Source organism: Streptomyces sp. NPDC041205, assembly GCF_055591765.1.
Window position 1 is genome coordinate 738,994 of sequence record NZ_JBVIZH010000001.1, and the last position, 22,960, is coordinate 761,953.

General features: G+C 70.6%; 23 protein-coding genes. 12 read left to right on the forward strand and 11 right to left on the reverse strand.

Features of this window, described 5'->3' with window-relative positions; genetic code table 11:
- The first annotated feature begins 171 nt into the window (after positions 1-171).
- Complete coding sequence (locus ACZ6BG_RS03350) at positions 172-1,059, forward strand: TerD family protein (protein WP_468996333.1); 888 nt, start codon at positions 172-174, stop codon at positions 1,057-1,059.
- A gap of 19 nt (positions 1,060-1,078) precedes the next feature.
- Here the strand turns inward: ACZ6BG_RS03350 and ACZ6BG_RS03355 are convergent, their stop codons facing one another.
- The 6 genes from ACZ6BG_RS03355 to ACZ6BG_RS03380 all read right to left on the reverse strand — a co-directional run bounded on the left by ACZ6BG_RS03355 (position 1,079) and on the right by ACZ6BG_RS03380 (position 5,973).
- Positions 1,079-1,825: a TerD family protein gene (locus tag ACZ6BG_RS03355; RefSeq protein WP_468996336.1), complete on the reverse strand. Its 747-nt coding sequence runs from the start codon at positions 1,823-1,825 to the stop codon at positions 1,079-1,081.
- Positions 1,826-2,047: 222 nt separating this feature from the next.
- On the reverse strand, positions 2,048-3,190 hold the full coding sequence (locus ACZ6BG_RS03360) for a DUF475 domain-containing protein (RefSeq protein ID WP_468996338.1): 1,143 nt from the start codon (positions 3,188-3,190) through the stop codon (positions 2,048-2,050).
- Positions 3,191-3,324: 134 nt separating this feature from the next.
- Complete coding sequence (locus tag ACZ6BG_RS03365; protein WP_468449510.1) at positions 3,325-3,900, reverse strand: TerD family protein; 576 nt, start codon at positions 3,898-3,900, stop codon at positions 3,325-3,327.
- 145 nt (positions 3,901-4,045) lie between these two features.
- Positions 4,046-4,621 carry a TerD family protein gene (locus tag ACZ6BG_RS03370; protein ID WP_016642563.1) on the reverse strand — a complete coding sequence of 192 codons (576 nt, stop codon included), beginning with the start codon at positions 4,619-4,621 and terminating at the stop codon, positions 4,046-4,048.
- A gap of 115 nt (positions 4,622-4,736) precedes the next feature.
- On the reverse strand, positions 4,737-5,195 hold the full coding sequence (locus ACZ6BG_RS03375; protein ID WP_468996343.1) for a peroxiredoxin: 459 nt from the start codon (positions 5,193-5,195) through the stop codon (positions 4,737-4,739).
- Positions 5,196-5,541: 346 nt separating this feature from the next.
- Positions 5,542-5,973: a DUF3052 domain-containing protein gene (locus ACZ6BG_RS03380; RefSeq protein ID WP_468996346.1), complete on the reverse strand. Its 432-nt coding sequence runs from the start codon at positions 5,971-5,973 to the stop codon at positions 5,542-5,544.
- Between the two features lie 431 nt (positions 5,974-6,404).
- Here ACZ6BG_RS03380 and aceE point away from each other — a divergent pair, with 431 nt between their 5' ends.
- Positions 6,405-9,152 carry a pyruvate dehydrogenase (acetyl-transferring), homodimeric type gene (gene aceE, locus ACZ6BG_RS03385; RefSeq protein WP_468996349.1) on the forward strand — a complete coding sequence of 916 codons (2,748 nt, stop codon included), beginning with the start codon at positions 6,405-6,407 and terminating at the stop codon, positions 9,150-9,152.
- 100 nt (positions 9,153-9,252) lie between these two features.
- Positions 9,253-10,062, forward strand: coding sequence for a potassium channel family protein (locus tag ACZ6BG_RS03390; protein ID WP_468996352.1), 810 nt, complete (start codon positions 9,253-9,255; stop codon positions 10,060-10,062).
- On the opposite strand, the gene ACZ6BG_RS03395 is transcribed toward ACZ6BG_RS03390, so the two are convergent.
- Positions 10,043-10,456: a peptidase inhibitor family I36 protein gene (locus ACZ6BG_RS03395; RefSeq protein ID WP_468996356.1), complete on the reverse strand. Its 414-nt coding sequence runs from the start codon at positions 10,454-10,456 to the stop codon at positions 10,043-10,045. The genes ACZ6BG_RS03390 and ACZ6BG_RS03395 overlap by 20 nt on opposite strands.
- Before the next feature lie 165 nt (positions 10,457-10,621).
- Positions 10,622-12,256, reverse strand: a complete 1,635-nt coding sequence (locus ACZ6BG_RS03400; RefSeq protein WP_468996360.1) for an MFS transporter — start codon at positions 12,254-12,256, stop codon at positions 10,622-10,624.
- A 141-nt stretch (positions 12,257-12,397) separates the two neighbouring features.
- Here ACZ6BG_RS03400 and ACZ6BG_RS03405 point away from each other — a divergent pair, with 141 nt between their 5' ends.
- From ACZ6BG_RS03405 to ACZ6BG_RS03415, 3 genes are all read left to right on the forward strand, one after another.
- Positions 12,398-13,030, forward strand: a complete 633-nt coding sequence (locus tag ACZ6BG_RS03405) for a TetR/AcrR family transcriptional regulator (RefSeq protein ID WP_468996362.1) — start codon at positions 12,398-12,400, stop codon at positions 13,028-13,030.
- A gap of 279 nt (positions 13,031-13,309) precedes the next feature.
- A complete protein-coding gene (locus ACZ6BG_RS03410) occupies positions 13,310-14,521 on the forward strand; it encodes an alpha/beta hydrolase (RefSeq protein ID WP_468996365.1) in 1,212 nt (403 codons plus the stop codon).
- A gap of 66 nt (positions 14,522-14,587) precedes the next feature.
- Entirely contained in the window at positions 14,588-15,463 is an 876-nt protein-coding gene (locus tag ACZ6BG_RS03415) for a DUF4429 domain-containing protein (protein ID WP_468997887.1), read from the forward strand.
- A gap of 140 nt (positions 15,464-15,603) precedes the next feature.
- On the opposite strand, the gene ACZ6BG_RS03420 is transcribed toward ACZ6BG_RS03415, so the two are convergent.
- Positions 15,604-16,545, reverse strand: coding sequence for an aldo/keto reductase (locus ACZ6BG_RS03420; RefSeq protein ID WP_468997891.1), 942 nt, complete (start codon positions 16,543-16,545; stop codon positions 15,604-15,606).
- A gap of 122 nt (positions 16,546-16,667) precedes the next feature.
- A complete protein-coding gene (locus ACZ6BG_RS03425; protein WP_468996369.1) occupies positions 16,668-17,123 on the reverse strand; it encodes a MerR family transcriptional regulator in 456 nt (151 codons plus the stop codon).
- Between the two features lie 114 nt (positions 17,124-17,237).
- On the opposite strand from ACZ6BG_RS03425, the gene ACZ6BG_RS03430 reads away from it, so the two are divergent.
- A complete protein-coding gene (locus ACZ6BG_RS03430) occupies positions 17,238-17,735 on the forward strand; it encodes a GNAT family N-acetyltransferase (RefSeq protein WP_468996374.1) in 498 nt (165 codons plus the stop codon).
- Between the two features lie 10 nt (positions 17,736-17,745).
- On the forward strand, positions 17,746-18,561 hold the full coding sequence (locus tag ACZ6BG_RS03435; RefSeq protein WP_468996379.1) for a serine hydrolase domain-containing protein: 816 nt from the start codon (positions 17,746-17,748) through the stop codon (positions 18,559-18,561).
- 35 nt (positions 18,562-18,596) lie between these two features.
- Here the strand turns inward: ACZ6BG_RS03435 and ACZ6BG_RS03440 are convergent, their stop codons facing one another.
- A complete protein-coding gene (locus ACZ6BG_RS03440; protein ID WP_468997893.1) occupies positions 18,597-19,250 on the reverse strand; it encodes a pirin family protein in 654 nt (217 codons plus the stop codon).
- Between the two features lie 62 nt (positions 19,251-19,312).
- Between ACZ6BG_RS03440 and ACZ6BG_RS03445 the strand changes: the two genes are divergently transcribed.
- The 4 genes from ACZ6BG_RS03445 to ACZ6BG_RS03460 all read left to right on the forward strand — a co-directional run bounded on the left by ACZ6BG_RS03445 (position 19,313) and on the right by ACZ6BG_RS03460 (position 22,885).
- The gene (locus ACZ6BG_RS03445; RefSeq protein WP_468996382.1) at positions 19,313-20,539 is read left to right on the forward strand and encodes a PucR family transcriptional regulator; all 1,227 of its coding nucleotides are present in this window, start codon (positions 19,313-19,315) and stop codon (positions 20,537-20,539) included.
- 89 nt (positions 20,540-20,628) lie between these two features.
- Positions 20,629-21,540, forward strand: coding sequence for an ACP S-malonyltransferase (locus ACZ6BG_RS03450; protein ID WP_468996385.1), 912 nt, complete (start codon positions 20,629-20,631; stop codon positions 21,538-21,540).
- 22 nt (positions 21,541-21,562) lie between these two features.
- A complete protein-coding gene (locus ACZ6BG_RS03455) occupies positions 21,563-22,564 on the forward strand; it encodes a beta-ketoacyl-ACP synthase 3 (RefSeq protein ID WP_468449524.1) in 1,002 nt (333 codons plus the stop codon).
- A 72-nt stretch (positions 22,565-22,636) separates the two neighbouring features.
- Positions 22,637-22,885 carry an acyl carrier protein gene (locus ACZ6BG_RS03460; protein ID WP_030358543.1) on the forward strand — a complete coding sequence of 83 codons (249 nt, stop codon included), beginning with the start codon at positions 22,637-22,639 and terminating at the stop codon, positions 22,883-22,885.
- The last annotated feature ends 75 nt before the right edge of the window (positions 22,886-22,960 follow it).

Consider the following 22,960-nt stretch of genomic DNA (forward strand, 5'->3'; position numbering starts at 1 on the left):
AGGTGTCATAGGCCACAAGACGGGCAGGACACGGGCAGGACGGCGCCGGGACGGGCAGCTGTCCGAAAGCGTACGCCCCGGCGCGGGGCGGGGCGGCCGAGCGGAAAGATGGTGGGCCCGGCCCCGGGCCCCGCGTTGTCCGGCTCCGGACCAGGAAGGCAGGATGACCGCATGACGCACGCGATGTCGAAGGGGTCGAACGTCCCGCTCGAAGCCACCGCCGTCCGCGCCGTGCTGCGCTGGACGCCGCGCCAGGGCGCCCCCGACGTCGACGCGTCGGCGCTGCTGCTCGGCACCGAGGGACGGGTCCGCTCCGACGAGGACTTCGTCTTCTACAACCAGCCGCGCCACCCCTCGGGCAAGGTCTGGCGCCTGGGCAAGAAGCGGGTCGCCGAGGGCCTGACGGACACCGTCCAGACCGACCTCGCGGGCCTGGACCCGGCGGTCGGCCGGGTGCTGCTCGTCGCGTCCGCCGACGACGTGCCCTTCGAGCACGTCCGCGCGCTGCGGATCCTGCTGTACGACGCCTCCCCGGCCGCGGCCGACGCCGAGCCCCTCGCGTACTTCGACATCACCCCGGAGACCGGCGCCGAGACCGCGCTGATCTGCGGGGAGCTGTACCGCCGCGGCGAGGGCTGGAAGTTCCGCGCCCTCGGCGAGGGCTACTCCAACGGCCTGGTGGGCCTCGCCACCGACTTCGGCATCTCCGTGGACGAGTCGGAGGCCGTGCCCGAGCCGACGCCCGACGCGTCCCTGCCGCAGACGCAGCGCCTGGGCACGACGGGCCCCGCCCCGGTGCCCCCGGCGCACACCCTGCCGCCCGCCCAGCCCTCGGTCCCGTACCCGGCCGCCGCGCCCCCGGCACCCCAGCCCGCGTACGGCTATCCGCCGGAGCCGCCGCGCTACCCCGCGCCCCAGCCCTCCTACGGCTACCCGCAGCCCGCGCCCACCCAGCCCCCCGTGCCGGCCTACGGCTACCCGCATCCGGTCGCGCCCGCGCCGGTGCCGGACCCGAACTTCCGGCTGCCTCCGCAGGGGCCGCAGTTCCTGCCGCGCTGACGGGGCCGCGCGGGGCGGCTCAGGTGCCGCCCACCTTGGACTTGTAGCCGCGGCCCCACTGCAGCCCCCAGCCGTACAGCCGGTCCAGCTCGGCCTGGAAGCCGTACACGTACCGCACCTCGCGGCGCACGATCAGCTCGTCCTTGACGTTCTCGATCGTGAGCACCGCGCAGGAGCGGGCCTGCGGGGCGCGTTCCTCCAGGTCGATCTCGACGCGCGGGCCGTTGCTGGGGTAGAGCGTCACCTTGGCGTGGGTGCGGTCGAAGGCGGGCGTCTGGTCGTAGATGTAGACGAACACGAGCAGCCGCTTGATCGACTCGCGGTGGTCGAGGTTGACGTAGAGCGTCTCGCCGGAGCCCGAGCCGAACCGGTCGTCGCCGCTGCCCTTCACGTACGGCGGGGAGTTGAGGCTCCCGAAGAAGTGACCGAGGGGCTGCACCACGCCCTTGCTGCCGTCGGCCAGTTCGTACAGACAGCCCAGGTCGAGGTCCACGTTGACCATGCTCTGGGTGTGCGCCTGCACCGGCTCGGGCTGGAACAGCTTCAGCGGGTGCCGCAGCAGGCTGCCGCTCCCGCGCTTCTTGCCGACGAGGTCGGATGTGCGCATCTGCCATGTCAGGGTGACGCGCAGATTGCCCGTGGCGGCGCCCTGTTTGGTCAGCGAGACCGTCGGATGCCGTTTGGTCAGCTCGATGGAGTTGGTCGCGGCGCTGCCCGATGCGAAGTCCATCGAACGCCCCGGCCGCAGACCGTCCCAGAAGGACATGCCACCCCCAGAAGAAATGCCCCGCGCCTGTTGTTCCGTACCTCTCGGGGCGGCCCCGGGCCACGCCTCAACTACCGCCCCGCACAAGAGCGTTCCTCACCGAAGCGGGCCCCACACGTCCGGATCCCGAAGTCGGCTCACCGTACGTCACCCCGGGTACGCCGATGGCGGCGCCCCCTGGTCGGGGACGCCGCCATCGCGGTGTTCGGGGCGGGGCGACCGCTAGACGCCGGACGGGACCTCTGCCTTCTCGTCCGAGCCGGAGCCCTCCTCGGCCGCGAGCCGCTTGTTGCGGCGCACGGACGACCAGAACGAGGCACCGATGAGGAGCACACCGATCGAGCCGGTGATGAACTCGTTGATCTCGAACTGGATGGTGACGAGCAGGATCGCGGCGAGGGCGCCGATGGCGTAGTGCGCGCCGTGCTCCAGGTAGACGTAGTCGTCGAGGGTGCCCTCGCGGACCAGGTAGACCGTGAGGGACCGGACGTACATCGCGCCGATGCCGAGGCCGAGCGCCATCAGGACGATGTCGTTGGTGATGGCGAAGGCGCCGATGACACCGTCGAAGGAGAAGGACGCGTCCAGGACCTCCAGGTAGAGGAACATGAAGAACGCGGCCTTGCCCGAGAGCGCGACGGCCGAGACGGACTTGCCCGCCTTCTTGGCCTTCTCCTCCTCCTCGTGCTCACGCTCCTCCTCTTCCTCGAGTTTGTTCTCGAAGAAGCCGGAGAGACCGCCCACCACGAGATAGGTGATCAGGCCCGCGAGTCCTGAGATGAGGACTGTTTCCGCCTTGTCGGCATGGGTGCCGCCGTGCTGATGCGCGTGCTTGGCGAAGGTCATCGAGGAGATCAGCAGCACGATGAGCGCGATGCACACCGAGAGCATGTCGACCTTGCCGAGCTTGGCCAGCGGGCGCTCCAGCCAGCCGAGCCACTTGATGTCCCGGTCCTCGAAGATGAAGTCGAGGAAGATCATCAGCAGGAACATGCCACCGAAGGCGGCGATCGACGGGTGCGCGTCGGTGACCAGCTGCTGGTACTTGTCCTTGTCGTTGAGCGCGAGCCGGACCGCTTCGATCGGGCCCATCTTGGCGCTGACAGCGACGATCACGACCGGGAAAACGAGGCGCATGCCGAAGACGGCGATGACGATGCCGATGGTGAGGAAGATCTTCTGCCAGAAGGCATTCATCTTCTTCAGGATTCCGGCGTTGACCACCGCGTTGTCGAAGGACAGCGAGATCTCCATGATGGACAGGATCGCCACGAGCCCGAGCGCCGCCCACCCCCCGAAGAGCACCGCTGCGACCAAGCCGAGCGCAGTGACTGCGAACGACCAGCCGAAGGTTTTCAGTACCACTGGCTACCCAATCGTATGTGTACGGGTCTCCCCCGCGCCGTCCCCGGTGACAGGCCTTCCGGGGGACGCCCCCGGCCTTCCCACTCGGCTGCGCGGTGAACCGTCAGCCGTTTGGGGAAGCCGGGGAGAGTCCTTTAAGAAACATTGACTCCGAAGTCTAGAGCGATGCCGCGCAGTCCGGACGCGTACCCCTGCCCGACGGCGCGGAACTTCCATTCGCCGCCGTATCGATAGACCTCGCCGAAGATCATCGCGGTCTCCGAGGACGCGTCCTCGCTGAGGTCATAGCGGGCGAGTTCCTGGCCGTCCGCTTGGTTCACCACGCGGATGAAGGCGTTGCTGACTTGACCGAATGTCTGCCCCCGGTTGTCCGCGTCATGGATGGAGACCGGGAAGACGATCTTGTCGCAGTGCGCCGGGACCTTGGTGAGGTCGAGGATCAGCGACTCGTCGTCGCCGTCGCCCTCACCGGTGAGGTTGTCACCGGTGTGCTCGACGGAGCCGTCGGGGCTCGTCAGGTTGTTGTAGAACACGAACCACTCGTCGCCGAGGACCCGGCCCGACTGGCAGAGGAGCGCGCTGGCGTCCAGGTCGAACGGGGCTCCGGTGGTGGAGCGAGCGTCCCAGCCGAGGCCGACCATCACCTTCGTGAGATCGGGTGCGGCCTTGGACAGGGAGACATTGCCTCCCTTGGCGAGCGTGACGCCCATGATGCTGATCCTCCCCGAGGTCTTACGTTTGGCTGCCGCGTGCCCCGGCGCGAGGGCCGGGGCACGGTGGCCGTGCGTTGCCGAGCGCGTCCGGCGCCGCACAGATCTGTGCGGCGCCGGACGGCCCTGCTGGGTACTGCTCGGCTCAGACGTTGACGCCGAAGTCCTGCGCGATGCCGCGCAGACCCGAGGCATACCCCTGGCCGACGGCGCGGAACTTCCACTCCGCGCCGTGGCGGTACAGCTCGCCAAAGACCATGGCCGTCTCCGTGGAGGCGTCCTCGGAGAGGTCGTAGCGGGCGAGCTCCGCCTCGCCGGCCTGGTTCACCACGCGGATGAAGGCGTTGCGGACCTGGCCGAAGGACTGCTGGCGGTTCTCGGCGTCGTAGATCGAGACCGGGAAGACGATCTTCTCGATGTCCGCCGGGACGGCCGCGAGGTTGACCTTGATCTGCTCGTCGTCGCCCTCGCCCTCACCGGTGATGTTGTCACCGGTGTGCTCCACGGAGCCGTCCGGGCTCTTCAGGTTGTTGAAGAACACGAAGTTGGCGTCACTGCTGACCTTGCCCTCCGCGTTCGTCAGGATGGCGCTGGCGTCCAGGTCGAAGTCCGTCCCGGTGGTGGTACGGACGTCCCAGCCGAGGCCGACCGTGACGGCGGTCAGGCCGGGCGCCTCCTTGCTCAGAGATACGTTGCCGCCCTTGCTGAGGCTGACTCCCACGAGTCCTCCCAAATAGTGTCCAGGGGCGGGGAGCCCCAGTCGTGCTTGCCATCGGATCAACGTGTGGATCCTAGTAACCGGTTCCCGGTGGCCACAGGCTTCCACACGGGTGTTCTCAGAGGTTCTCGAGCGCCTTCACGTAGTCGTTCAGGTCCCGCGCGTCGGGCAGGCCGTTGACCACGGTCCAGCGCACGACGCCGTCCTTGTCGATGATGAAGGTGCCGCGCACCGCGCAGCCCTTGTCCTCGTCGAAGACGCCGTACGCCCGCGAGGTCTCACCGTGCGGCCAGAAGTCCGACAGGAGCGGGTACTCCAGGTCCTCCTGCTCTGCGAAGACGCGCAGGGTGTGGATGGAGTCGTTGGAGACGGCGAGGAGCTGGGTGTCGTCGTTGACGAACTTCGGGAGCTCGTCGCGCAGGGCGCAGAGCTCGCCGGTGCACACCCCGGTGAACGCGAACGGGTAGAAGAGCAGCACCACGTTCTTCTGGCCCCGGAAGTCCGCGAGCCGCACCGTGCGCCCGTGGTTGTCCTTGAGCACGAATTCCGGAGCCTTGACGCCGACCTCGATCGCCACGAGGAGCCACTTCCCTTCGCCTGGGCCATTGGGGTGCCCCCCAGCGTACGGGTGGCTCCGGTGCCCTCGCGGGGCGCCCCAGGCCCGCCCCTTCCCGAACCCGGGGGCCGCGCCCCCCGGCCCCCCTCCGATCGGCGCTCCGCGCCTCGTCCTCAAATGGTCGGACGGGCTGGAAGGGCGGGGCCCGGACTGGCGGGGCCGGACAGGGTGGGTGGGGCAATAGCCCGTCCGGCGATCGAGGACGAGCGCGGCAGCGCGATCAAGGGCGCACGCCGGAACGCGTGAGGCCCCCGACGGGGCGAACCGTCGGAGGCCTCACGGGACTCTGCAGAGGGCCTACGGCCGGCTACCGCTTCTTGGCCGCTCCCTTGGGCGTGATCAGCCGAGAGCCGTTCCAGTCCTTGCCCGCGTTGATGCTCTTGGTCTGGGACAGACCCGCGGTGGTTGCGGCCTCACCGATCTCGCTGGGCTCGACGTACCCGTCGCGCCCCGTCTTCGGTGTGAGGAGGAGGATCGAACCGCCATCCTCCATGTACGCGATGGCATCGACCAGCGCATCGGTCAGGTCCCCGTCGTCCTCTCGGAACCAGAGCACCACGGCATCAGCCACGTCGTCGTATTCCTCGTCGACGAGTTCTGTGCCGGTGGCCTGCTCGATGGCCTCGCGGAGCTCCTGATCGGCGTCGTCGTCGTAGCCGATCTCCTGGACCACCATGTCGGGCTGGAACCCCAGCCTTACGGCAAGGTTCGTCTCCGCGTGGTCCGCGGTCGCGCTCACGGATTGCCTCCTGATCTTGTTCTTGGGAATGCCTTCGGCCCCGCGCGTGCGAGGGGCATTGGCCGTAGTCCACACGGGCGGGACGGATCGCGCAAGTACCCAGCCGTCAAGACCGCCGAAACGGTGACGTTCCCGACCGTGTCACCGCAACTGTGGCCGCATCCGGAAGGGGCCGGACGGCTCCGCGGAGCCGTTGGGCGGGATGGGCGTATCGTTGCGATTTGGCCGAGCCTACCCCAGGGACGGCGGCCGTCGTCCCGGTTACCTGGAGGTAGAGATGACGTGGACCGCGCCGGGGTAGACGATGGTGAGCGTCGTACGCACGAGCACAGAGCGTCCAGAACAGAGCCCCGGCCAGGGCCGGAGCAGAGACCAAGCCCGAGCACGAACCGCATCGCGCGCACCGCGCGACCACACAGCGAAGGAACAGCGTGGCTTCCGGATCCGATCGCAACCCGATCATCATTGGCGGCCTTCCCAGCCAGGTCCCGGATTTCGATCCAGAAGAGACCCAGGAATGGCTCGACTCCCTCGACGCCGCCGTCGACGAGCGCGGCCGCGAGCGGGCCCGCTATCTGATGCTCCGCCTGATCGAGCGCGCCCGCGAGAAGCGCGTCGCCGTGCCCGAGATGCGCAGCACGGACTACGTCAACACGATCGCCACCAAGGACGAGCCGTTCTTCCCCGGCAACGAGGAGATCGAGCGCAAGGTCCTGAACGCGACCCGCTGGAACGCGGCCGTGATGGTGTCCCGCGCGCAGCGCCCGGGCATCGGGGTCGGCGGCCACATCGCCACCTTCGCCTCCTCGGCGTCGCTGTACGACGTGGGGTTCAACCACTTCTTCCGCGGCAAGGACGAGGGCGACGGCGGCGACCAGATCTTCTTCCAGGGGCACGCCTCCCCCGGTATCTACGCCCGCGCCTTCCTCCTCGACCGGCTCTCCGAGCAGCAGCTCGACGCGTTCCGGCAGGAGAAGTCCAAGGCGCCCCACGGTCTTTCGTCGTATCCGCACCCCCGGCTGATGCCGGACTTCTGGGAGTTCCCGACGGTCTCCATGGGCCTCGGCCCGCTCGGCGCGATCTTCCAGGCGCGGATGAACCGCTATATGGCGGCGCGTGACATCGCCGACACCTCCAAGTCGCACGTCTGGGCGTTCCTCGGCGACGGCGAGATGGACGAGCCGGAGTCGCTCGGGCAGTTGTCCATCGCCGCGCGCGAGGGGCTCGACAACCTCACCTTCGTCGTGAACTGCAATCTGCAGCGCCTGGACGGCCCGGTACGCGGCAACGGCAAGATCATCCAGGAGCTGGAGTCGCAGTTCCGCGGCGCCGGATGGAACGTCATCAAGCTGGTGTGGGACCGCAGTTGGGACCCGCTGCTCGCGCAGGACCGGGACGGCATCCTGGTCAACAAGCTGAACACCACGCCCGACGGCCAGTTCCAGACGTACGCCACCGAGACCGGTGCCTACATCCGCGACCACTTCTTCGGTGACGACCAGCGGCTGCGCGCCATGGTCGAGGGCATGACCGACGACCAGATCCTGCACCTGGGCCGCGGCGGTCACGACCACAAGAAGATCTTCGCGGCGTTCGCCGCGGCCAAGGCCCACAAGGGCCAGCCGACGGTGATCCTGGCCCAGACCGTCAAGGGCTGGACGCTCGGCCCGAACTTCGAGGGCCGCAACGCGACCCACCAGATGAAGAAGCTGACGGTCGACGACCTCAAGGGCTTCCGCGACCGGCTGCACCTGCCGATCACGGACAAGCAGCTGGAGGACGGCGCGCCGCCGTACTACCACCCGGGCCGGAACTCGGAAGAGATCCAGTACATGCACGACCGCCGCAAGAGCCTCGGCGGCTACGTCCCGACCCGTGTGGTGCGCTCCGAGCCGCTGCGCCTGCCCGAGGACAAGACGTACGCGTCTGTGAAGAAAGGCTCCGGGCAGCAGTCCATCGCCACCACCATGGCGTTTGTGCGGCTCCTGAAGGACCTCATGCGGGACAAGGAGATCGGGAAGCGTTTCGTACTGATCGCGCCCGATGAGTACCGCACCTTCGGCATGGACTCGTTCTTCCCGAGTGCGAAGATCTACAACCCGCTCGGTCAGCAGTACGAGGCCGTGGACCGGGATCTGCTGCTCGCCTACAAGGAGTCCCCGACCGGGCAGATGCTGCACGACGGCATCTCCGAGGCGGGCTGCACGGCGTCCCTGATCGCCGCGGGCTCCGCGTACGCCACTCACGGCGAACCGCTGATCCCCGTGTACGTCTTCTACTCGATGTTCGGGTTCCAGCGCACCGGCGACCAGTTCTGGCAGATGGCCGACCAGCTCGCGCGCGGATTCGTCCTGGGCGCGACCGCCGGCCGCACGACCCTGACCGGTGAGGGTCTGCAGCACGCCGACGGGCACTCCCAGCTGCTCGCCTCGACCAACCCGGGCTGTGTCGCCTACGACCCGGCCTTCGGCTTCGAGATCGCGCACATCGTCCAGGACGGCCTGCGCCGGATGTACGGCTCGTCGGCGGACCACCCGCACGGCGAGGACGTCTTCTACTACCTGACGGTCTACAACGAGCCGATCCAGCACCCGGCCGAGCCCGAGAACGTGGACGTCGAGGGCATCCTCAAGGGCATCCACCGCTTCAAGCCGGGCGAGCAGGGCGCGATCCCGGCACAGATCCTCGCCTCCGGCGTCGCGGTGCCGTGGGCCGTCGAGGCCCAGCGGATCCTCGCCGCCGAGTGGAACGTCAAGGCGGACGTCTGGTCGGCGACCTCCTGGAACGAGCTGCGCCGTGAGGCCGTCGAGGTGGAGCGGCACAATCTGCTGCACCCCGAGGAGGAGCAGCGCGTCCCCTATGTGACGCGGAAGCTCACCGGCGCCGAGGGTCCGTTCGTGGCCGTCTCCGACTGGATGCGGTCCGTGCCCGACCAGATCTCCCGGTGGGTGCCGGGCACCTACCAGTCGCTCGGCGCGGACGGCTTCGGCTTCGCGGACACGCGGGGTGCCGCCCGCCGCTTCTTCCACATCGACGCCCAGTCGATCGTGGTCGGCGTGCTCACCGAACTGGCCCGCGAGGGCAAGATCGACCGCTCCGTCCTGAAGCAGGCGATCGACCGCTATCAGCTCCTGGACGTCGCGGCGGCCGACCCGGGCGCCGCCGGGGGCGACGCCTGACGGCCGACCCGACCGGTACGACTGGTACATAAACACCTCATCAGTGCGAAGGGCGGCGGGCCATGGGCCCCTCGCCCTTCGGGCTTTCTACGATGCGGTCATGAAGGAACAGTCGGCACAGGTCCGTTGGGAGCGTCGGACGCAGCGTCCGCTGCTCGCACTCGCCGTGGCCTTCGCGGTCGCCTACGCCGTGCCCATAGTGCGGCCCGAGGCGGGTGAGTCCGTGACGAGCGCCTGCACCGCGGTGGAGTGGTCCGTCTGGGGTGCGTTCGCCGTCGACTACCTGGTGCGGCTCGCGCTCGCCGAGCGCCGTGCCCGGTTCGTGCGCACGCACTGGCTCGACCTGTGCGCCGTGGTCCTGCCGATGATCCAGCCGCTGCGGCTGCTGCGGCTGGTCTCCACCCTCCTGCTCGTCGGACGGCGGGCCCGGATGGCGTCGCAGATCAAGCTGACGACGTATGTGGTGGGCGCCGTGGTCGGTCTGTTGATGTTCGGCTCGCTGGCCGTGCTCTCGGTGGAGCGGGAGTCGCCGGACGGCAACATCAAGACACTGGGCGACGCCGTGTGGTGGTCCTTCACCACGATGACCACCGTGGGCTACGGCGACCACGCGCCGACGACCGGGCTCGGCCGGGTGCTCGCGGTCGGCCTGATGCTGTCGGGCATCGCGCTGCTCGGTGTCGTCACCGCGAACATCGCGGCGTGGTTCATCGCCCGTTTCGAGAAGGACGACGCCGAGGAGCGCCGCCAGACCGCCGCGATCGAGTCCCTCACCGCGGAGATCAGCGCCCTGCGCGCGCAGGTCAGCGCCCTGTCCGGGGCGCCGGTGACGGCCACCGTGCCCCGCCAGGCCGCGGCCGACGACTCCGTCGGCGAGGCGGGGCCGCCGCTCAGCTCTCCCAGATCTTGAACGCCCGCACCTTGTACGGCGACTCCGGGGCCCAGGTGCCGTTGCCCGGATAGGTGTTGAACTCGCCCGTCTCGGCGCACTCTGCCGACTGGTACGTCGTGACGGGCCGGCCGGTGCGGTTGGCGATGGCCTGCGCGCTGCCCCCCTCCGGCAGCGCGACACAGCTCTCGATGTCCGTACCGGCCAGCTCGTACGTATGGCGCTGGCCCTTGAAGCCCGCCTTCTCCCAGAGGCAGAGCTCCCCTGGGCCGCAGCCGCCGAGCCGCGGTGGCCCGGCGGCCCCGGCGTGTGCGGGTGTCAGGACCACGGCGGCCAGGGCGGCCGTGGTCAGCGCCAGGACAGCCGTGGCTGCGGCCGTCCTGGCGGGCAAGGTGGATCGCGTGGTCGTACTCATGTGCATCAACCCCCGTGTCGTATCGCTCACTTGTCGCCACTCTCGACCGTGGGGCACGGGGCCGGAAAGGGGTTCTCGTACCGCTCACCCTGATAGGCGAAAGCCCCCCGAGCGGACCCGGAGGGCTGTCCCTGAGGCGGCTTCGCCCATCGGTGGGGATTCCCCCTAGAGGTGCGCGGCCCCGGCGCCCGCCTCCGCATTCGCCCCGCGCTTCGTCAGGGTCGCCACCACCGCCGCGATCACGCCGACGACTCCGGCGACCGTGAAGGCCACGCCCATGCCCGACATGAACGTGTCGTGCACGACGTCCGTGATGGTGCCGAGGACGCCCTCGTCCACCCCGGGGGCCCGGCCGACCTGCTCCGGCACGGACCCGGTCGCGGCCGCCTTGTCGAGGCCGGGCGGCGGGGTGCCGGGCAGCCCGGCGTCCTGCCAGTTGCCCTTGAGGTCGGAGTCGACGGTGTTGGACATCACCGCGCCGAGGACCGCCGTGCCGAGGCTGCCGCCGACCTGCATGCCGGCCTGCTGGAGGCCGCCCGCGACGCCGGAGAGCTCCAACGGGGCGTTGCCCACGATGACTTCGGTGGCGCCGACCATGACGGGGGCGAGACCGAGGCCGAGGAGGGCGAACCAGACGGACATCGGCAGCGTGCCGGTGCCCGTCGTCATGGTGGTCATGCCGAACATCGCGACCGCGGTGCACACCATGCCGCCCACCAGCGGCACCCGTGGTCCGAACCGGGTGATCAGGGCTCCGGCGAGCGGCGAGGAGACGATCATCATGGCGGTCAGCGGAAGCAGGTGCAGACCGCTGTCGACGGGGCTCATGCCGTGCACGTTCTGCAGATAGAAGGTGACGAAGAACAGGCCGCCCATGAAGGCGAAGGCCATCAGGACCATCAGGGCGGTGCCCGCGGACAGCGGCACCGAGCGGAACAGGCCGAGCGGGATCAGCGGCTCCGCGACCCGGTTCTCCCACCAGGCGAACAGCGCGAAGCACACGACGGAGGCACCGAGGAACGCCCACGTCTTGCCGCTGCCCCAGCCCCACGGGTCGCCCGCCTTGATGAGCGCCCAGATCAGCGCGAACATCGCGGCCGAGAGCAGCACGATGCCGGGGATGTCGAAGGAGCGCGGCGCGTTCTCAGCCCGGTGGTCCTTGAGGATCAGCACGCCGAGCACCAGCGCGAGCACGCCGACCGGCACGTTGATGAAGAACACGGACTGCCAGCTGACGTGCTCGACGAGGACGCCGCCGAGGATGGGGCCGCCCGCGGTGGAGGCGCCGATGACCATGCCCCAGATGCCGATGGCCATGTTGAGCTGCGCGGCCGGGAACGTGGCCCGCAGCAGGCCGAGCGCGGCCGGCATCAGGAGCGCGCCGAACAGCCCCTGGAGCACGCGGAAGGCGATGACCAGGGAGACGCTGCCGGACAGGCCGATGGCCCCGGAGGCGAGGGCGAAGCCGACCACGCCGATGAGGAAGGTCTGGCGGTGCCCGAAGCGGTCGCCGAGCTTTCCCGCGGTGATGAGGGCGACGGCGAGCGCGAGGAGATAGCCGTTGGTGATCCACTGGACGTCCGCGAGGGAGGCGCCGAGGTCCTTGGTGATCGCGGGGTTGGCGACGGCGACGATCGTGCCGTCCAGGGCGACCATCATCACGCCGATCGCGACGGAGAACAGCGTGAGCCACGGATGTCCGCGCAGGCCGCGGGGGCCGCCAAGCGCCCTGGCCGGAGCGGGAGTCGGGACGGGGTCCGGTGCCTCGTCCGCCTTGTCGACGGTGGTCTGACTCGTCATGCGCCGAGGTTAATGTCAGTGACTGACAGTCGACAGGCCCTGGCATAAGTCGGTCGCTGTCATTTAGCTCACAGGTGCGGCCTCGCGGGTATGGTGAGCTGGCCAAACGGGCTGGAGCAGCGGAAGAGACGGGGTGCGGGCGTGACCGGGCCGGGCTTGCGCGAACGCAAGAAGCAGCGCACGCGTGACGCTCTGCTGCGTGCGGCGCTCGAACTGTTCACCACCAAGGGGTACGAGGAGACGACGGTCGACGAGATCGTCGAGGCCGTCGACGTCTCCCAGCGCACGTTCTTCCGGCACTTCGCGGGCAAGCAGGAAGCCGCCTTCGCCATGCAGGAGATGGTGGAGGCGCGGTTCCTGCGGGCGCTGCGCGAACGCCCCGCCAACGAGGCTCCGTTCGCGGCGCTGCGCGGCGCCGTGCTCGGCTCCTGGGACGCGGTGGGCGAGTCCATCGAGGCCGTCGTGCCGGTCGAACTCCACATGCGCACCTACCGGATGATCGAGTCGACCCCCGCGCTCCTCGCCGTCCATCTGCGCCGCTCCATCGAGATCGAGGAGCAGGTCGCGCAGGTGATCGCCGAACGCGAGGGCGTCGACCTCGCCGTCGACCCGCGCCCACGGGTGGCCGTCGCGGCGTTCAGCGGCGTCATGCGGGTCACCGGGCGGCGGTGGGGCGCGGGCGAGGACATCAGCGTCGACTCGATCCGGGCGATCACGGAGTCCTACCTGGACCACCTGGGCCCGGCGCTCACCGCCGACTGGCGCGCGGGCTGACCCGACCGCCACCCCCGCGACGTACCAGCGTTCCCCCGCCGGCGCACCCGCGCTCCCTCACCGGCGGACTCACGTTTCCCTGCCGACGCAACCACGTTGAGTGACCACGGCGCACCCCGAGTGTCCGCGCGCCGCACACGCGCCTCGTGCGCACCCCCCGCACAGAGCGTGACGAACGCGCAAGGGAAGTGTCCGCTTCACCACAAATGCCCCTCCAGAAACGTGATCTGCCTCACCCCGTGCACGGGAGGCTTCGCGCTTCTCCTAGGGTGTCCCGCAGTGACTTCCTTCGACTCCTCCCCCCAACTCGGCGTCTGGCGCGCACTGCTCGCGCTCACCGTGGTGTTCGTCATGCTCGCGACCACCGGCTGGACCGCGGTGCGCCAGCACAGCGGCGCGGGCTCGCCGCTCGAAGCCACCCTCGCCGCCTGGGACCGGGGGCGCATCGACGGGCGTGACCTGCCCGACTCCGGTGCCCCCGCGGCCAGGATCGCGCGGTTCTTCGCCTCGCTCACCGCCAAGCAGCGCACGCGCCTCGCCGCCCGCTATCCCCTCGCCGTCGGCAACATGAACGGCGCCCCCGTCCAACTGCGTTACCGCGCGAACCGCGTCGCCCTGCGAGAGGCACGCGCGATCGAGAAGAAACGCGTCCACGACGACCGTCTGTCGCCCGTGGGCAAGCAGGAGGCGGAGCGCAGGATGAAGCGGTTCGGCGTGATGATGCGCCCGGACCGCCAGGTCCTCGCCTTCGACCCGATGGGGTCGGGGCGCATGGCCGAGGTCTACGGAGACCTCGACCGGGCCGGACGGGTCTCGGTCGTGGTGCCCGGAGTCGACACGAACGTCCTCACCTTCGAACGCACCCAGCGCAAGTACGCGGCGCCCGTCGGCATGGCGCGGTCGCTGTACCGCGCGGAGCGCGCCGCCGACCCCCGCACGCGTACCGCCGTGATCGCCTGGGCCGACTACACCGCGCCCGTCGGCCTCGGCGTGGACGCGGCCACCTCGATGCGCGCCGACGACGGGGCGGTCCGCCTCGACTCCCTGGTGAGCGCGCTGCCCGGCCGGGCCGCGGTGGCGCTGTACTGCCACAGCTACGGCTCCGTGGTGTGCGGAGTCGCGGCCCACCGGCTGCCGCCGCGGGTCACCGACATCGCGGTCGCGGGCAGCCCCGGCATGCGCGCCGACAGCGCCACGGGCCTCGGCAGCCGCGCGCGGATCTGGGCCGCACGGGACAGCGACGACTGGATCCAGGATGTGCCGCACATGGAAGTCGGCGGGCTCGGCCACGGTGCCGACCCCGTCTCCGCGGGCTTCGGCGCGCGCGTGGTGTCCGCCGACCGCGCCCGGGGCCACACGGGTTACTTCGAGCCGGGCACGGACAGCCTGCGCAACTTCGCCCAGATCGGGGTCGGCGCGTACGACAAGGTGCGCTGCGCCGTTCAGTCCGTGGCCTGCCGGGAAGGTATGTCCGGTACGACAGCGGCCTGACGCGCGTAGAAATCGACGAAACAGCGGCCCGCCGCAGGAGAGACGGAGAAGCGCGTGCCGCATACGATGAGCCGCATGGGTGATGTACTGGCCGGATTTCACGCCGCCTGGGAGTTCGAGTCCGACTCCGTGCTCATCCGCTTCGAACGGGGGATCCGTACGCCGAAGCTGTTCCAGGCTCTCGGTGAGCGCCGTATCCCTCATGAGGCGATCGCGGGGGTCACGCTCACACCGGGCAAACGCGGGACGACCGTCCTGCATGCCATCCCGAGACCGGGCGCCGATCCGCTCATGGAGGCGGCGGCGGGACAGCTCAAGGACGGCTCCGATCCCTACCGCCTGGTGCTCCCGGCGGAGCGCGAGACGCTCGCCGAGTACTACGCGGACGAGCTGCGCGCCGTCCTCCCCGCGGACGACCCGGGCCCGGCGGAGCGCCATCTGGTGGCGGCGCCCGAGGCGCCGCTCCAGTTCAAGGCGTACGACGGGAAGGCGTCCTTCGACGGCAAGACGGTGGCGTTCCGGTGGTTCTGGACGGGGGCCTCGTCGGCGAAGTGGAAGGCCGGTGACCAGAGTTTCCTGGTCACCGACCTGAGCGGGGTCGAGTGGCGCTCGCCGGAGGTCTTCGAGGGCCATCTGCGGCTGCTGCGCCGCGAGTCGCCGGTCGCTCAGCCCGCGCAGGCGGACCAGGATCCGGCGGCCGTCGTGTTCGGCCTCGGGTACGGGCCCGTGCACGAGTCGCTGCCGTTCGCCGCGTCCGTCCTCGCGGCCGTGCGGGCGTCGGGGCCCGCGCCCGCCGTGATTCCCGCCGCCGCGCCCGCCGTCCGGCGTGATCCCGCCGACATCGCCGAGCGGATCCGGCACCTCGGGGAGCTGCACCAGGCCGGCCTGCTCACGGACGACGAGTTCACGGCGAAGAAGGCTGAGCTGCTGGCCGAGCTTTAGCTGGCCCCTGGGCCTTGAGAAGCCCACCGGGCCGGGCCCATCTGCGGTTTGGCGGCCGCGGGGGCGTCGTGGCTGGGCGCGCGCTTCCCCGCGCCCCTTACGGGGCGCGGTGTGCAGGTCCGCGCCCCCCTGCGGGCGTCCTACTCCCTGCCCGCCGACGTGAACGCCATGTCCGCGTACCGGTTCCCGGACACCCGGCCCGCGATCGGCTCCAGGAGAGCCAGTTCGTCGGGGGTCAGCTCGATCCGGGTGGACGCCGTGTTCTCCTCCAGGCGGGTGCGCTTGCGGGTGCCGGGGATGGGGACCACGGGGAGGTTGTGGGTCTCGGCCCGCTGGTGCACCCAGGCCAGGGCGATCTGGGCCGGGGTCGCGTCGTGGGCGGCGGCGACCGTGCGGACCGCCTCCAGGAGGGCCGCGTTCGCCTCGGCGTTGGCGCCGGTGAAGCGGGGCTGCTGGCGGCGGAAGTCGCCCTCGGTCAGCTCCTTGTCGGCGCTCACGAAGGAGCCGGTCAGGAAGCCGCGGCCGAGCGGGGAGTACGGGACGAGGGTCACGCCCAGCTCGGCGGCGGCCGGGACGACGGCGCGCTCGATGTCGCGGCTGAACAGCGACCACTCCGACTGCAGCGCCGCGATGGGATGCACGGCGTGCGCGGCGCGCAGCTCGTCGCCGGTGACCTCGCTGAGCCCGAGGTGCTTGACCTTGCCCGCGGCGACCAGCTCGGCCATCACTCCGACCGTCTCCTCGATCGGCACCCTCGGGTCGCGGCGGTGCATGTAGTAGAGGTCGATGGCGTCCACGCCGAGGCGGCTCAGGCTGGCGTCGACGCAGGCGCGTATGTACTCCGGCGCGTTGTTGATGATCCGCTTCGTCGGGTCGGCCGGGTCGATGGCCAGGGCGAACTTCGTGGCGATGACGACCTCGTCGCGGTGCGCCGCGAGGAACGGGGCGAGGAACTTCTCGTTCTCGCCGCTCGCGTACGCGTCGGCGGTGTCGTAGAGCGTGACACCCAGGTCGAGCGCCCGCTCCAGGGTGGCCCGGGCCTCGTCGGCGTCCGTGGGGCCGTACGCGAAGCTCATGCCCATGCAGCCGAGGCCCTGGACGCCGACCTCGGGGCCTGCCGTGCCGAGCCGTGTGGTGTTGATCTTCACTGGGTCGTGCCTCCGCTGGGATTCAGGAGTAGCTGGGGGTTCCGGAGCGGCTGGGCTCAGGAGTAGATGTCGATCTTGTGGTCCAGGACGGCGAGCGTGCCCTGGAGTTCCGCGATCCGGGCCCGGACGTCCCTGCGGGTGCGCTCCAGGAGCTCCCGGCGCTGCCCGAAGGTGTGGTCGCCCTCGCGCACCAGCTCCGCGTAGCGCACCATGTCGGCGACCGGCATGCCGGTCAGGCGCAGCTTGCCGACGAGGGTCAGCCAGTCCAGGTCGCGGTTGCGGTAGCGGCGCTGGCCCGTGTGGGAGCGGTCGATGTGCGGCATCAGACCGATCCGCTCGTACCAGCGCAGGGTGTGCGCGGTCAGACCGGTCACCGCGACGACCTCGCTGATCGTGTAGCGGTCCTGTCCGTCCGGGCGCGGATGGGCGGGCGGGGGCGGGCAGATCTCGGGCCCGTCCTGGTCGCGGGTGGGGGCGGGTGTGGGTGCGGGGGTGGTCTCCATCACCGTCATGGCCCCCACGCTAGAACCTTGGAGCGCACTCCAAGCAAGGCCCATCCGAAAGATCGCCGGCCCCGGCCGTAATCCACGGGACGGCGCCGGGGTGCGATGGCTACCGTGCGGCCCATGAATCCTGTACGACGCGCCGCGGCGGCGGACGCCGAAGAAGTCATACGCCTGCGCCAGGTCATGATCGACTCCGTGTTCGCCCTGGACGGCACCCCGCCCGGCACCTCCGTCACCGACTGGCACGCCGAGTCCATCCCCACCGTGCGCGAACGCCTCGCCGACCCCGACGGGGACTTCGCCGCGTTCGTCGTCGACCACCCGGAGCGGCCCGGCGCCCTCGCCGCGCTCGCCGTCGGCACCCTGGAGTACCGCATCGGGCGCGCGGGCAATCCGCACGGCGTCGCGGGCTACCTCTTCAGCGTCGCCACCGACCCCGGCATGCGCCGCCGGGGCTTCTCGCGCGCCTGTGTGGAGGCGCTGCTCGACTGGTTCCGGGAGCGGGGCGCCGGGCAGGTCGACCTCACCGCGTCGCCCGACGCCGAGCCCCTGTACGCCTCGCTCGGGTTCGTCCGCAAGCCCGACCCCTACATGCAGCTGAAACTCACGGGCGCTTAGGCTCGTACGCATGCAGAGCCTGGCGTTGATCGAGAACTGGCCGGTCCCGACCGCTGCCGCCGCCGTCGTCCGCGCGGACGGCACCGTCGCCGGGACGCGCGGGCCCACCGGGCGGCAGTTCGCCCTCGCCTCCGTCACCAAGCCCCTCGCGGCGTACGCGGCGCTCGTCGCGTACGAGGAGGGTGCCGTCGAGCTGGACGAGCCCGCCGGGCCCGACGGGGCCACCGTGCGGCATCTGCTCGCGCACACCAGCGGGCTCGCCTTCGACGCCCACGAAGTGGTGGCCGCGCCCGGGGCGCGGCGGCTCTACTCCAACTCCGGGTTCGAGGTGCTCGGCGAGCACATCGCCAAGGCCACGGACATTCCCTTCGCGGACTATCTGCGGCAGGCCGTGCTCGAACCGCTCGGGATGACCTCCACGTTCCTCGCGGGGGACGCCTCGCCCGCGAAGGACGGGGTGTCCTGCGTGGACGACCTCGTGCGGTTCGCCGCCGAGGTGCAGCTGCCCCGGCTGCTCGACCCCCGGACCGTGGCCGAGGCCATGTCCGTGGCCTACCCCGGGCTCAAGGGCGTGCTTCCCGGGTACGGGCACCAGAACCCCAACGACTGGGGGCTCGGGTTCGAGATCAGGGACGGGAAGTCGCCGCACTGGACGGGGAGTTCCTCGTCGCCGCGGACCTTCGGGCACTTCGGGCAGGCGGGAACGTTCCTCTGGGTCGACCCGGACGCGGGGGCCGCGTGCGTGGCCCTGACGGACCGGGCGTTCGGGCCGTGGGCCGTGGAGGTGTGGCCGACGTTCACCGACGCGGTGCTGGCCGGACTTTAGGCGCGGGGCGCCGGGATCGGGGTACGGAAAGAGCCCTATCCCATCTCCCACACCAGCAGCTCCGCCCTGCCCCCGTACGACACCACGTCCGACCCCGGCTCCCCCGTCAGGCGGGCCGAGTCGCCCGGGCCGAGGTCCTCGTCAGCCAGGGCCACTTCACCGTGGACCACGTGGACGTAGACCATGGGGGCGTCGGGGAGGGCCGTGCGCTCGCCGGGGGCGAGGCGGCGGACGTGGAGGAGGGCGGAGGCTGCGGGAACGGCGTAGGGCGTGGAGTCGGCGATGCCGCGGACGATGGCGTAGGACGGGGGCCCGCCGGGGTCCCGGGGGGCCAGCCACATCTGGAGGAAGGTCAGCGGCTCGGGGCCCGCGTTGCGCTCGACGTGCCGGACCCCCGCGCCCGCGCTGAGGTGCTGGACGTCACCGCGGCGGACGACGGACTCGTGGCCCGCGGAGTCGCGGTGGGTCAGCTCGCCCGCGACGACCCAGGTGACGATCTCGGTGTGGCTGTGCGGATGCTCTTCGAACCCGGCACCGGGCGCGAGATGCTCCTCGTTGCAGGCCAGAAGCGCGCCGAAGCGGAGGTTGTCGGGCTCGTAGTAGGGCCCGAAGGAGAAGGCGTGGAAGGAGTCGATCCCCGCCATGGGGTCACCCCCGGGATACCGCTCACCGGAACGCCGTACTTCCATCACGCCCCCCACCGTAGACCCGGCCCCGCACGCCGCCGTCCCGATAAGGCAGTCTTGTCCCCGTGCCCGAACCTGAAGCGAACTCAGCCCACCCGGGCGCCGGAGCCGACGCCCGGCGCGGCGGCCGCGCCCACGCGCACGCCGCGACCCTGAAGCGCCTGGAGAAGTCGTCCGGCAGCCTCGCGGCGCAGGCGATCGCGCGCATGGACGAGACGCTGTCCTGGTACCGGGCCATGCCACCGGAGAACCGCTCCTGGATCGGCCTGGTCGCCCAGGCCGGTATCGCCGCGTTCACCGAGTGGTTCCGGCACCCCGACGCCCCCCAGGCGATCTCGACGGACGTCTTCGGCACCGCACCCCGCGAGCTGACCCGGGCGATCACGCTGCGCCAGACCGTGGAGATGGTGCGGACCACCATCGAGGTCATGGAGTCGGCGATCGACGAGGTCGCCGCGCCCGGCGACGAGTCGGTGCTCCGCGAGGCGCTGCTCGTCTACGCCCGCGAGATCGCCTTCGCCACCGCGCAGGTGTACGCACAGGCCGCCGAGGCACGCGGTGCCTGGGACGCGCGCCTGGAGTCGCTCGTCGTGAACGCCGTGCTCTCCGGGGAGGCCGATGAGGGAGCCGTCTCCCGTGCCGCCGCGCTTGGCTGGAACTCGCCGGACCACGTCTGCGTGGTCCTCGGCACCGCGCCCGACGGCGACAGCGAACTCACCGTCGAGGCCATCCGCCGGGCCGCCCGGCACGCCAAGCTCCAGGTCCTCACCGGTGTGCTCGGCACCCGTCTGGTCGTCATCGCGGGCGGCAACGACAACCCGCTGGCCGTGGCGAAGGCGCTGATCGGGCCGTACGCGGCCGGTCCCGTGGTGGCCGGGCCCATCGTGCCGGACCTGCTGGCCGCCACCCGCTCCGCGCAGGCGGCCGCCGCGGGCCTGAAGGCGTGCGGCGCCTGGCAGGACGCGCCGCGCCCCGTCCTCGCGGACGATCTGCTGCCGGAGCGGGCGATCGCGGGCGATCCGGCGGCGCGCGAACAGCTGGTGGAGGAGATCTACAGACCGCTGGAGGAGGCCGGTTCGGCGCTCCTGGAGACCCTCAGCGTCTACCTCGAACAGGCGAGTAGCCTGGAGGGCGCCGCGCGGATGCTCTTTGTGCATCCCAACACCGTGCGCTACCGGCTTCGACGTGTGACTGACGTCACCGGCTGGTCCCCCTCGGATGTGCGCTCGGCGTTCACTCTGCGCATCGCGCTGATCCTGGGACGTCTCGCAGACGGTGATTCCCAGACCTGAGTCTTTGTCGGGGTCCTACAATTCCCTCAGCGGTTCTTCGTCCCTGTCCCCACGGGCGGTTCGTACTGTCCACAAGAGAGAGTGTGAGAGTGCTCGTACTCGTCGCTCCCGGCCAAGGCGCCCAGACGCCCGGCTTCCTGACTCCCTGGCTCGACCTCCCCGGTGCCGCCGACCGGCTCGCCGCCTGGTCGGACGCCATCGGGCTCGACCTCGCCCACTACGGAACGCAGGCGGACGAGGACGCGATCCGTGACACCGCCGTGGCGCAGCCGCTGCTCGTGGCCGCCGGTCTGCTCTCCGCCGCGGCACTGGGTGACATCACGCCCGGCGCCGTCGCCGGGCACAGCGTCGGCGAGATCACGGCCGCCGCGTACGCCGGTGTGCTCACCGACGACGAGGCCCTGCGCTTCGTGCGCAAGCGCGGCCTGGCCATGGCCGACGCCGCCGCCGTCACCGAGACCGGCATGGCCGCGCTGCTCGGGGGCGACCCCGAGGTCACCCTCCCGCACCTGGAGAAGCTGGGCCTGACCCCGGCGAACGTGAACGGCGCGGGCCAGATCGTGGCCGCGGGCACCCTGGAGCAGCTCGCCGCCCTGGCGGAGGACAAGCCCGAGGGCGTCCGCAAGGTGGTGCCCCTCAAGGTCGCGGGCGCCTTCCACACGGAGCACATGGCGCCCGCGGTGGCGACCCTGGAGACGGCCGCCGCCGGTCTCACGCCCGCCGATCCGCGGCTCACCTACCTCTCCAACCGCGACGGCAAGCCGGTCGGCGCGGGCGCCGACGTGGTCTCCCGTCTGGTCGGCCAGGTCGCCAACCCGGTCCGCTGGGACCTGTGCATGGAGACCTTCAAGGAGCTCGGCGTGACGGCGCTGATCGAGGTGTGCCCCGGCGGCACCCTGACCGGTCTCGCCAAGCGCGCGCTGCCGGGCGTCAAGACGCTCGCGGTGAAGACCCCCGACCATCTCGACGCGGCCCGCACGCTCGTCGCCGAGCATTCCTGAGCGAGACAAGGAGCCGTAGCGCATGTCGAAGATCAAGCCCAGCCAGGGCGCCCCGTACGCGCGGATCATGGGCGTCGGCGGCTACCGACCCACGCGGGTCGTGCCGAACGAGGTCATCCTCGAGACGATCGACTCGTCCGACGAGTGGATCCGCTCCCGCTCCGGCATCCAGACCCGCCACTGGGCCTCCGACGAGGAGACCGTCGCCGCGATGTCCGTCGAGGCGTCCGGCAAGGCCATCGCGGACGCGGGCATCACGCCCGAGCAGATCGGCGCCGTGATCGTCTCCACCGTCTCGCACTTCAAGCAGACCCCGGCCATCGCCACCGAGATCGCGGACAAGCTCGGCACGGGCAAGCCCGCCGCGTTCGACATCTCCGCGGGCTGCGCGGGATTCGGCTACGGCCTGACCCTCGCCAAGGGCATGGTCGTGGAGGGCTCCGCCGAGTACGTCCTCGTCATCGGCGTGGAGCGGCTGAGCGACCTCACCGACCTGCACGACCGGGCCACGGCGTTCCTGTTCGGCGACGGCGCGGGCGCGGTGATCGTGGGCCCCTCCAAGGAGCCGAGGATCGGCCCGACGGTCTGGGGTTCGGAGGGCGACAAGTCCGACACGATCAAGCAGACCGAGTCGTGGGAGGCGTACCGCAACGGCGCCCCCGACAAGTTCCCTGCCATTACGCAGGAGGGCCAGGCGGTGTTCCGCTGGGCCGTGTTCGAGATGGCGAAGGTCGCCCAGCAGGCGCTGGACGCGGCCGGAATCACCGCGGACGACTTGGACGTCTTCATTCCGCATCAGGCCAACGAGCGGATCATCGACTCGATGGTGAAGACTCTGAAACTGCCGGAGCACGTCACGGTCGCCCGTGACGTACGCACCACCGGCAACACCTCGGCCGCCTCGATTCCGCTCGCTATGGAGCGGCTTCTGGCGACCGGTGAGGCGAAGAGCGGCGACACCGCGCTCGTCATCGGCTTCGGGGCGGGTCTCGTGTACGCCGCCACGGTCGTTACCCTCCCCTAGGCACCCGCTGCGGATCTTCGGATCCACGCGGTTGCCGCCACACCCTCTGGATACATACGAAGGAGCGCCAACATGGCCGCCACTGAGAAGGAGATCGTCGACGGTCTCGCGGAGATCGTCAACGAGATCGCCGGCATCCCGGTCGAGGACGTCCAGCTGGACAAGTCCTTCACCGACGACCTCGACGTCGACTCGCTGTCCATGGTCGAGGTCGTCGTCGCCGCCGAAGAGCGCTTCGACGTCAAGATCCCGGACGACGACGTCAAGAACCTGAAGACCGTCGGCGACGCGACGAAGTACATCCTCGAGCACCAGGCCTGACATCAGGTCCGAGCCTGACGACCGCAGGCTCGTGCCGGCCGGGGCTTTTGCCAGCCGCCACCCGGCGGTGGCGCC

What these genes read in the sequence shown, in the direction of transcription:
- ACZ6BG_RS03350 (WP_468996333.1), top strand. Translation starts at nt 172, where the DNA reads ATGACGCACGCGATGTCGAAGGGGTCGAACGTCCCGCTCGAAGCCACC.
- ACZ6BG_RS03355 (WP_468996336.1), bottom strand. Translation starts at nt 1,825, where the DNA reads ATGTCCTTCTGGGACGGTCTGCGGCCGGGGCGTTCGATGGACTTCGCA.
- ACZ6BG_RS03365 (WP_468449510.1), bottom strand. Translation starts at nt 3,900, where the DNA reads ATGGGCGTCACGCTCGCCAAGGGAGGCAATGTCTCCCTGTCCAAGGCC.
- ACZ6BG_RS03390 (WP_468996352.1), top strand. Translation starts at nt 9,253, where the DNA reads ATGAAGGAACAGTCGGCACAGGTCCGTTGGGAGCGTCGGACGCAGCGT.
- ACZ6BG_RS03395 (WP_468996356.1), bottom strand. Translation starts at nt 10,456, where the DNA reads ATGAGTACGACCACGCGATCCACCTTGCCCGCCAGGACGGCCGCAGCC.
- ACZ6BG_RS03400 (WP_468996360.1), bottom strand. Translation starts at nt 12,256, where the DNA reads ATGACGAGTCAGACCACCGTCGACAAGGCGGACGAGGCACCGGACCCC.
- ACZ6BG_RS03415 (WP_468997887.1), top strand. Translation starts at nt 14,588, where the DNA reads ATGAGCCGCATGGGTGATGTACTGGCCGGATTTCACGCCGCCTGGGAG.
- ACZ6BG_RS03420 (WP_468997891.1), bottom strand. Translation starts at nt 16,545, where the DNA reads ATGGGCATGAGCTTCGCGTACGGCCCCACGGACGCCGACGAGGCCCGG.
- ACZ6BG_RS03425 (WP_468996369.1), bottom strand. Translation starts at nt 17,123, where the DNA reads ATGACGGTGATGGAGACCACCCCCGCACCCACACCCGCCCCCACCCGC.
- ACZ6BG_RS03430 (WP_468996374.1), top strand. Translation starts at nt 17,238, where the DNA reads ATGAATCCTGTACGACGCGCCGCGGCGGCGGACGCCGAAGAAGTCATA.
- ACZ6BG_RS03435 (WP_468996379.1), top strand. Translation starts at nt 17,746, where the DNA reads ATGCAGAGCCTGGCGTTGATCGAGAACTGGCCGGTCCCGACCGCTGCC.
- ACZ6BG_RS03440 (WP_468997893.1), bottom strand. Translation starts at nt 19,250, where the DNA reads ATGGAAGTACGGCGTTCCGGTGAGCGGTATCCCGGGGGTGACCCCATG.
- ACZ6BG_RS03455 (WP_468449524.1), top strand. Translation starts at nt 21,563, where the DNA reads ATGTCGAAGATCAAGCCCAGCCAGGGCGCCCCGTACGCGCGGATCATG.
- ACZ6BG_RS03460 (WP_030358543.1), top strand. Translation starts at nt 22,637, where the DNA reads ATGGCCGCCACTGAGAAGGAGATCGTCGACGGTCTCGCGGAGATCGTC.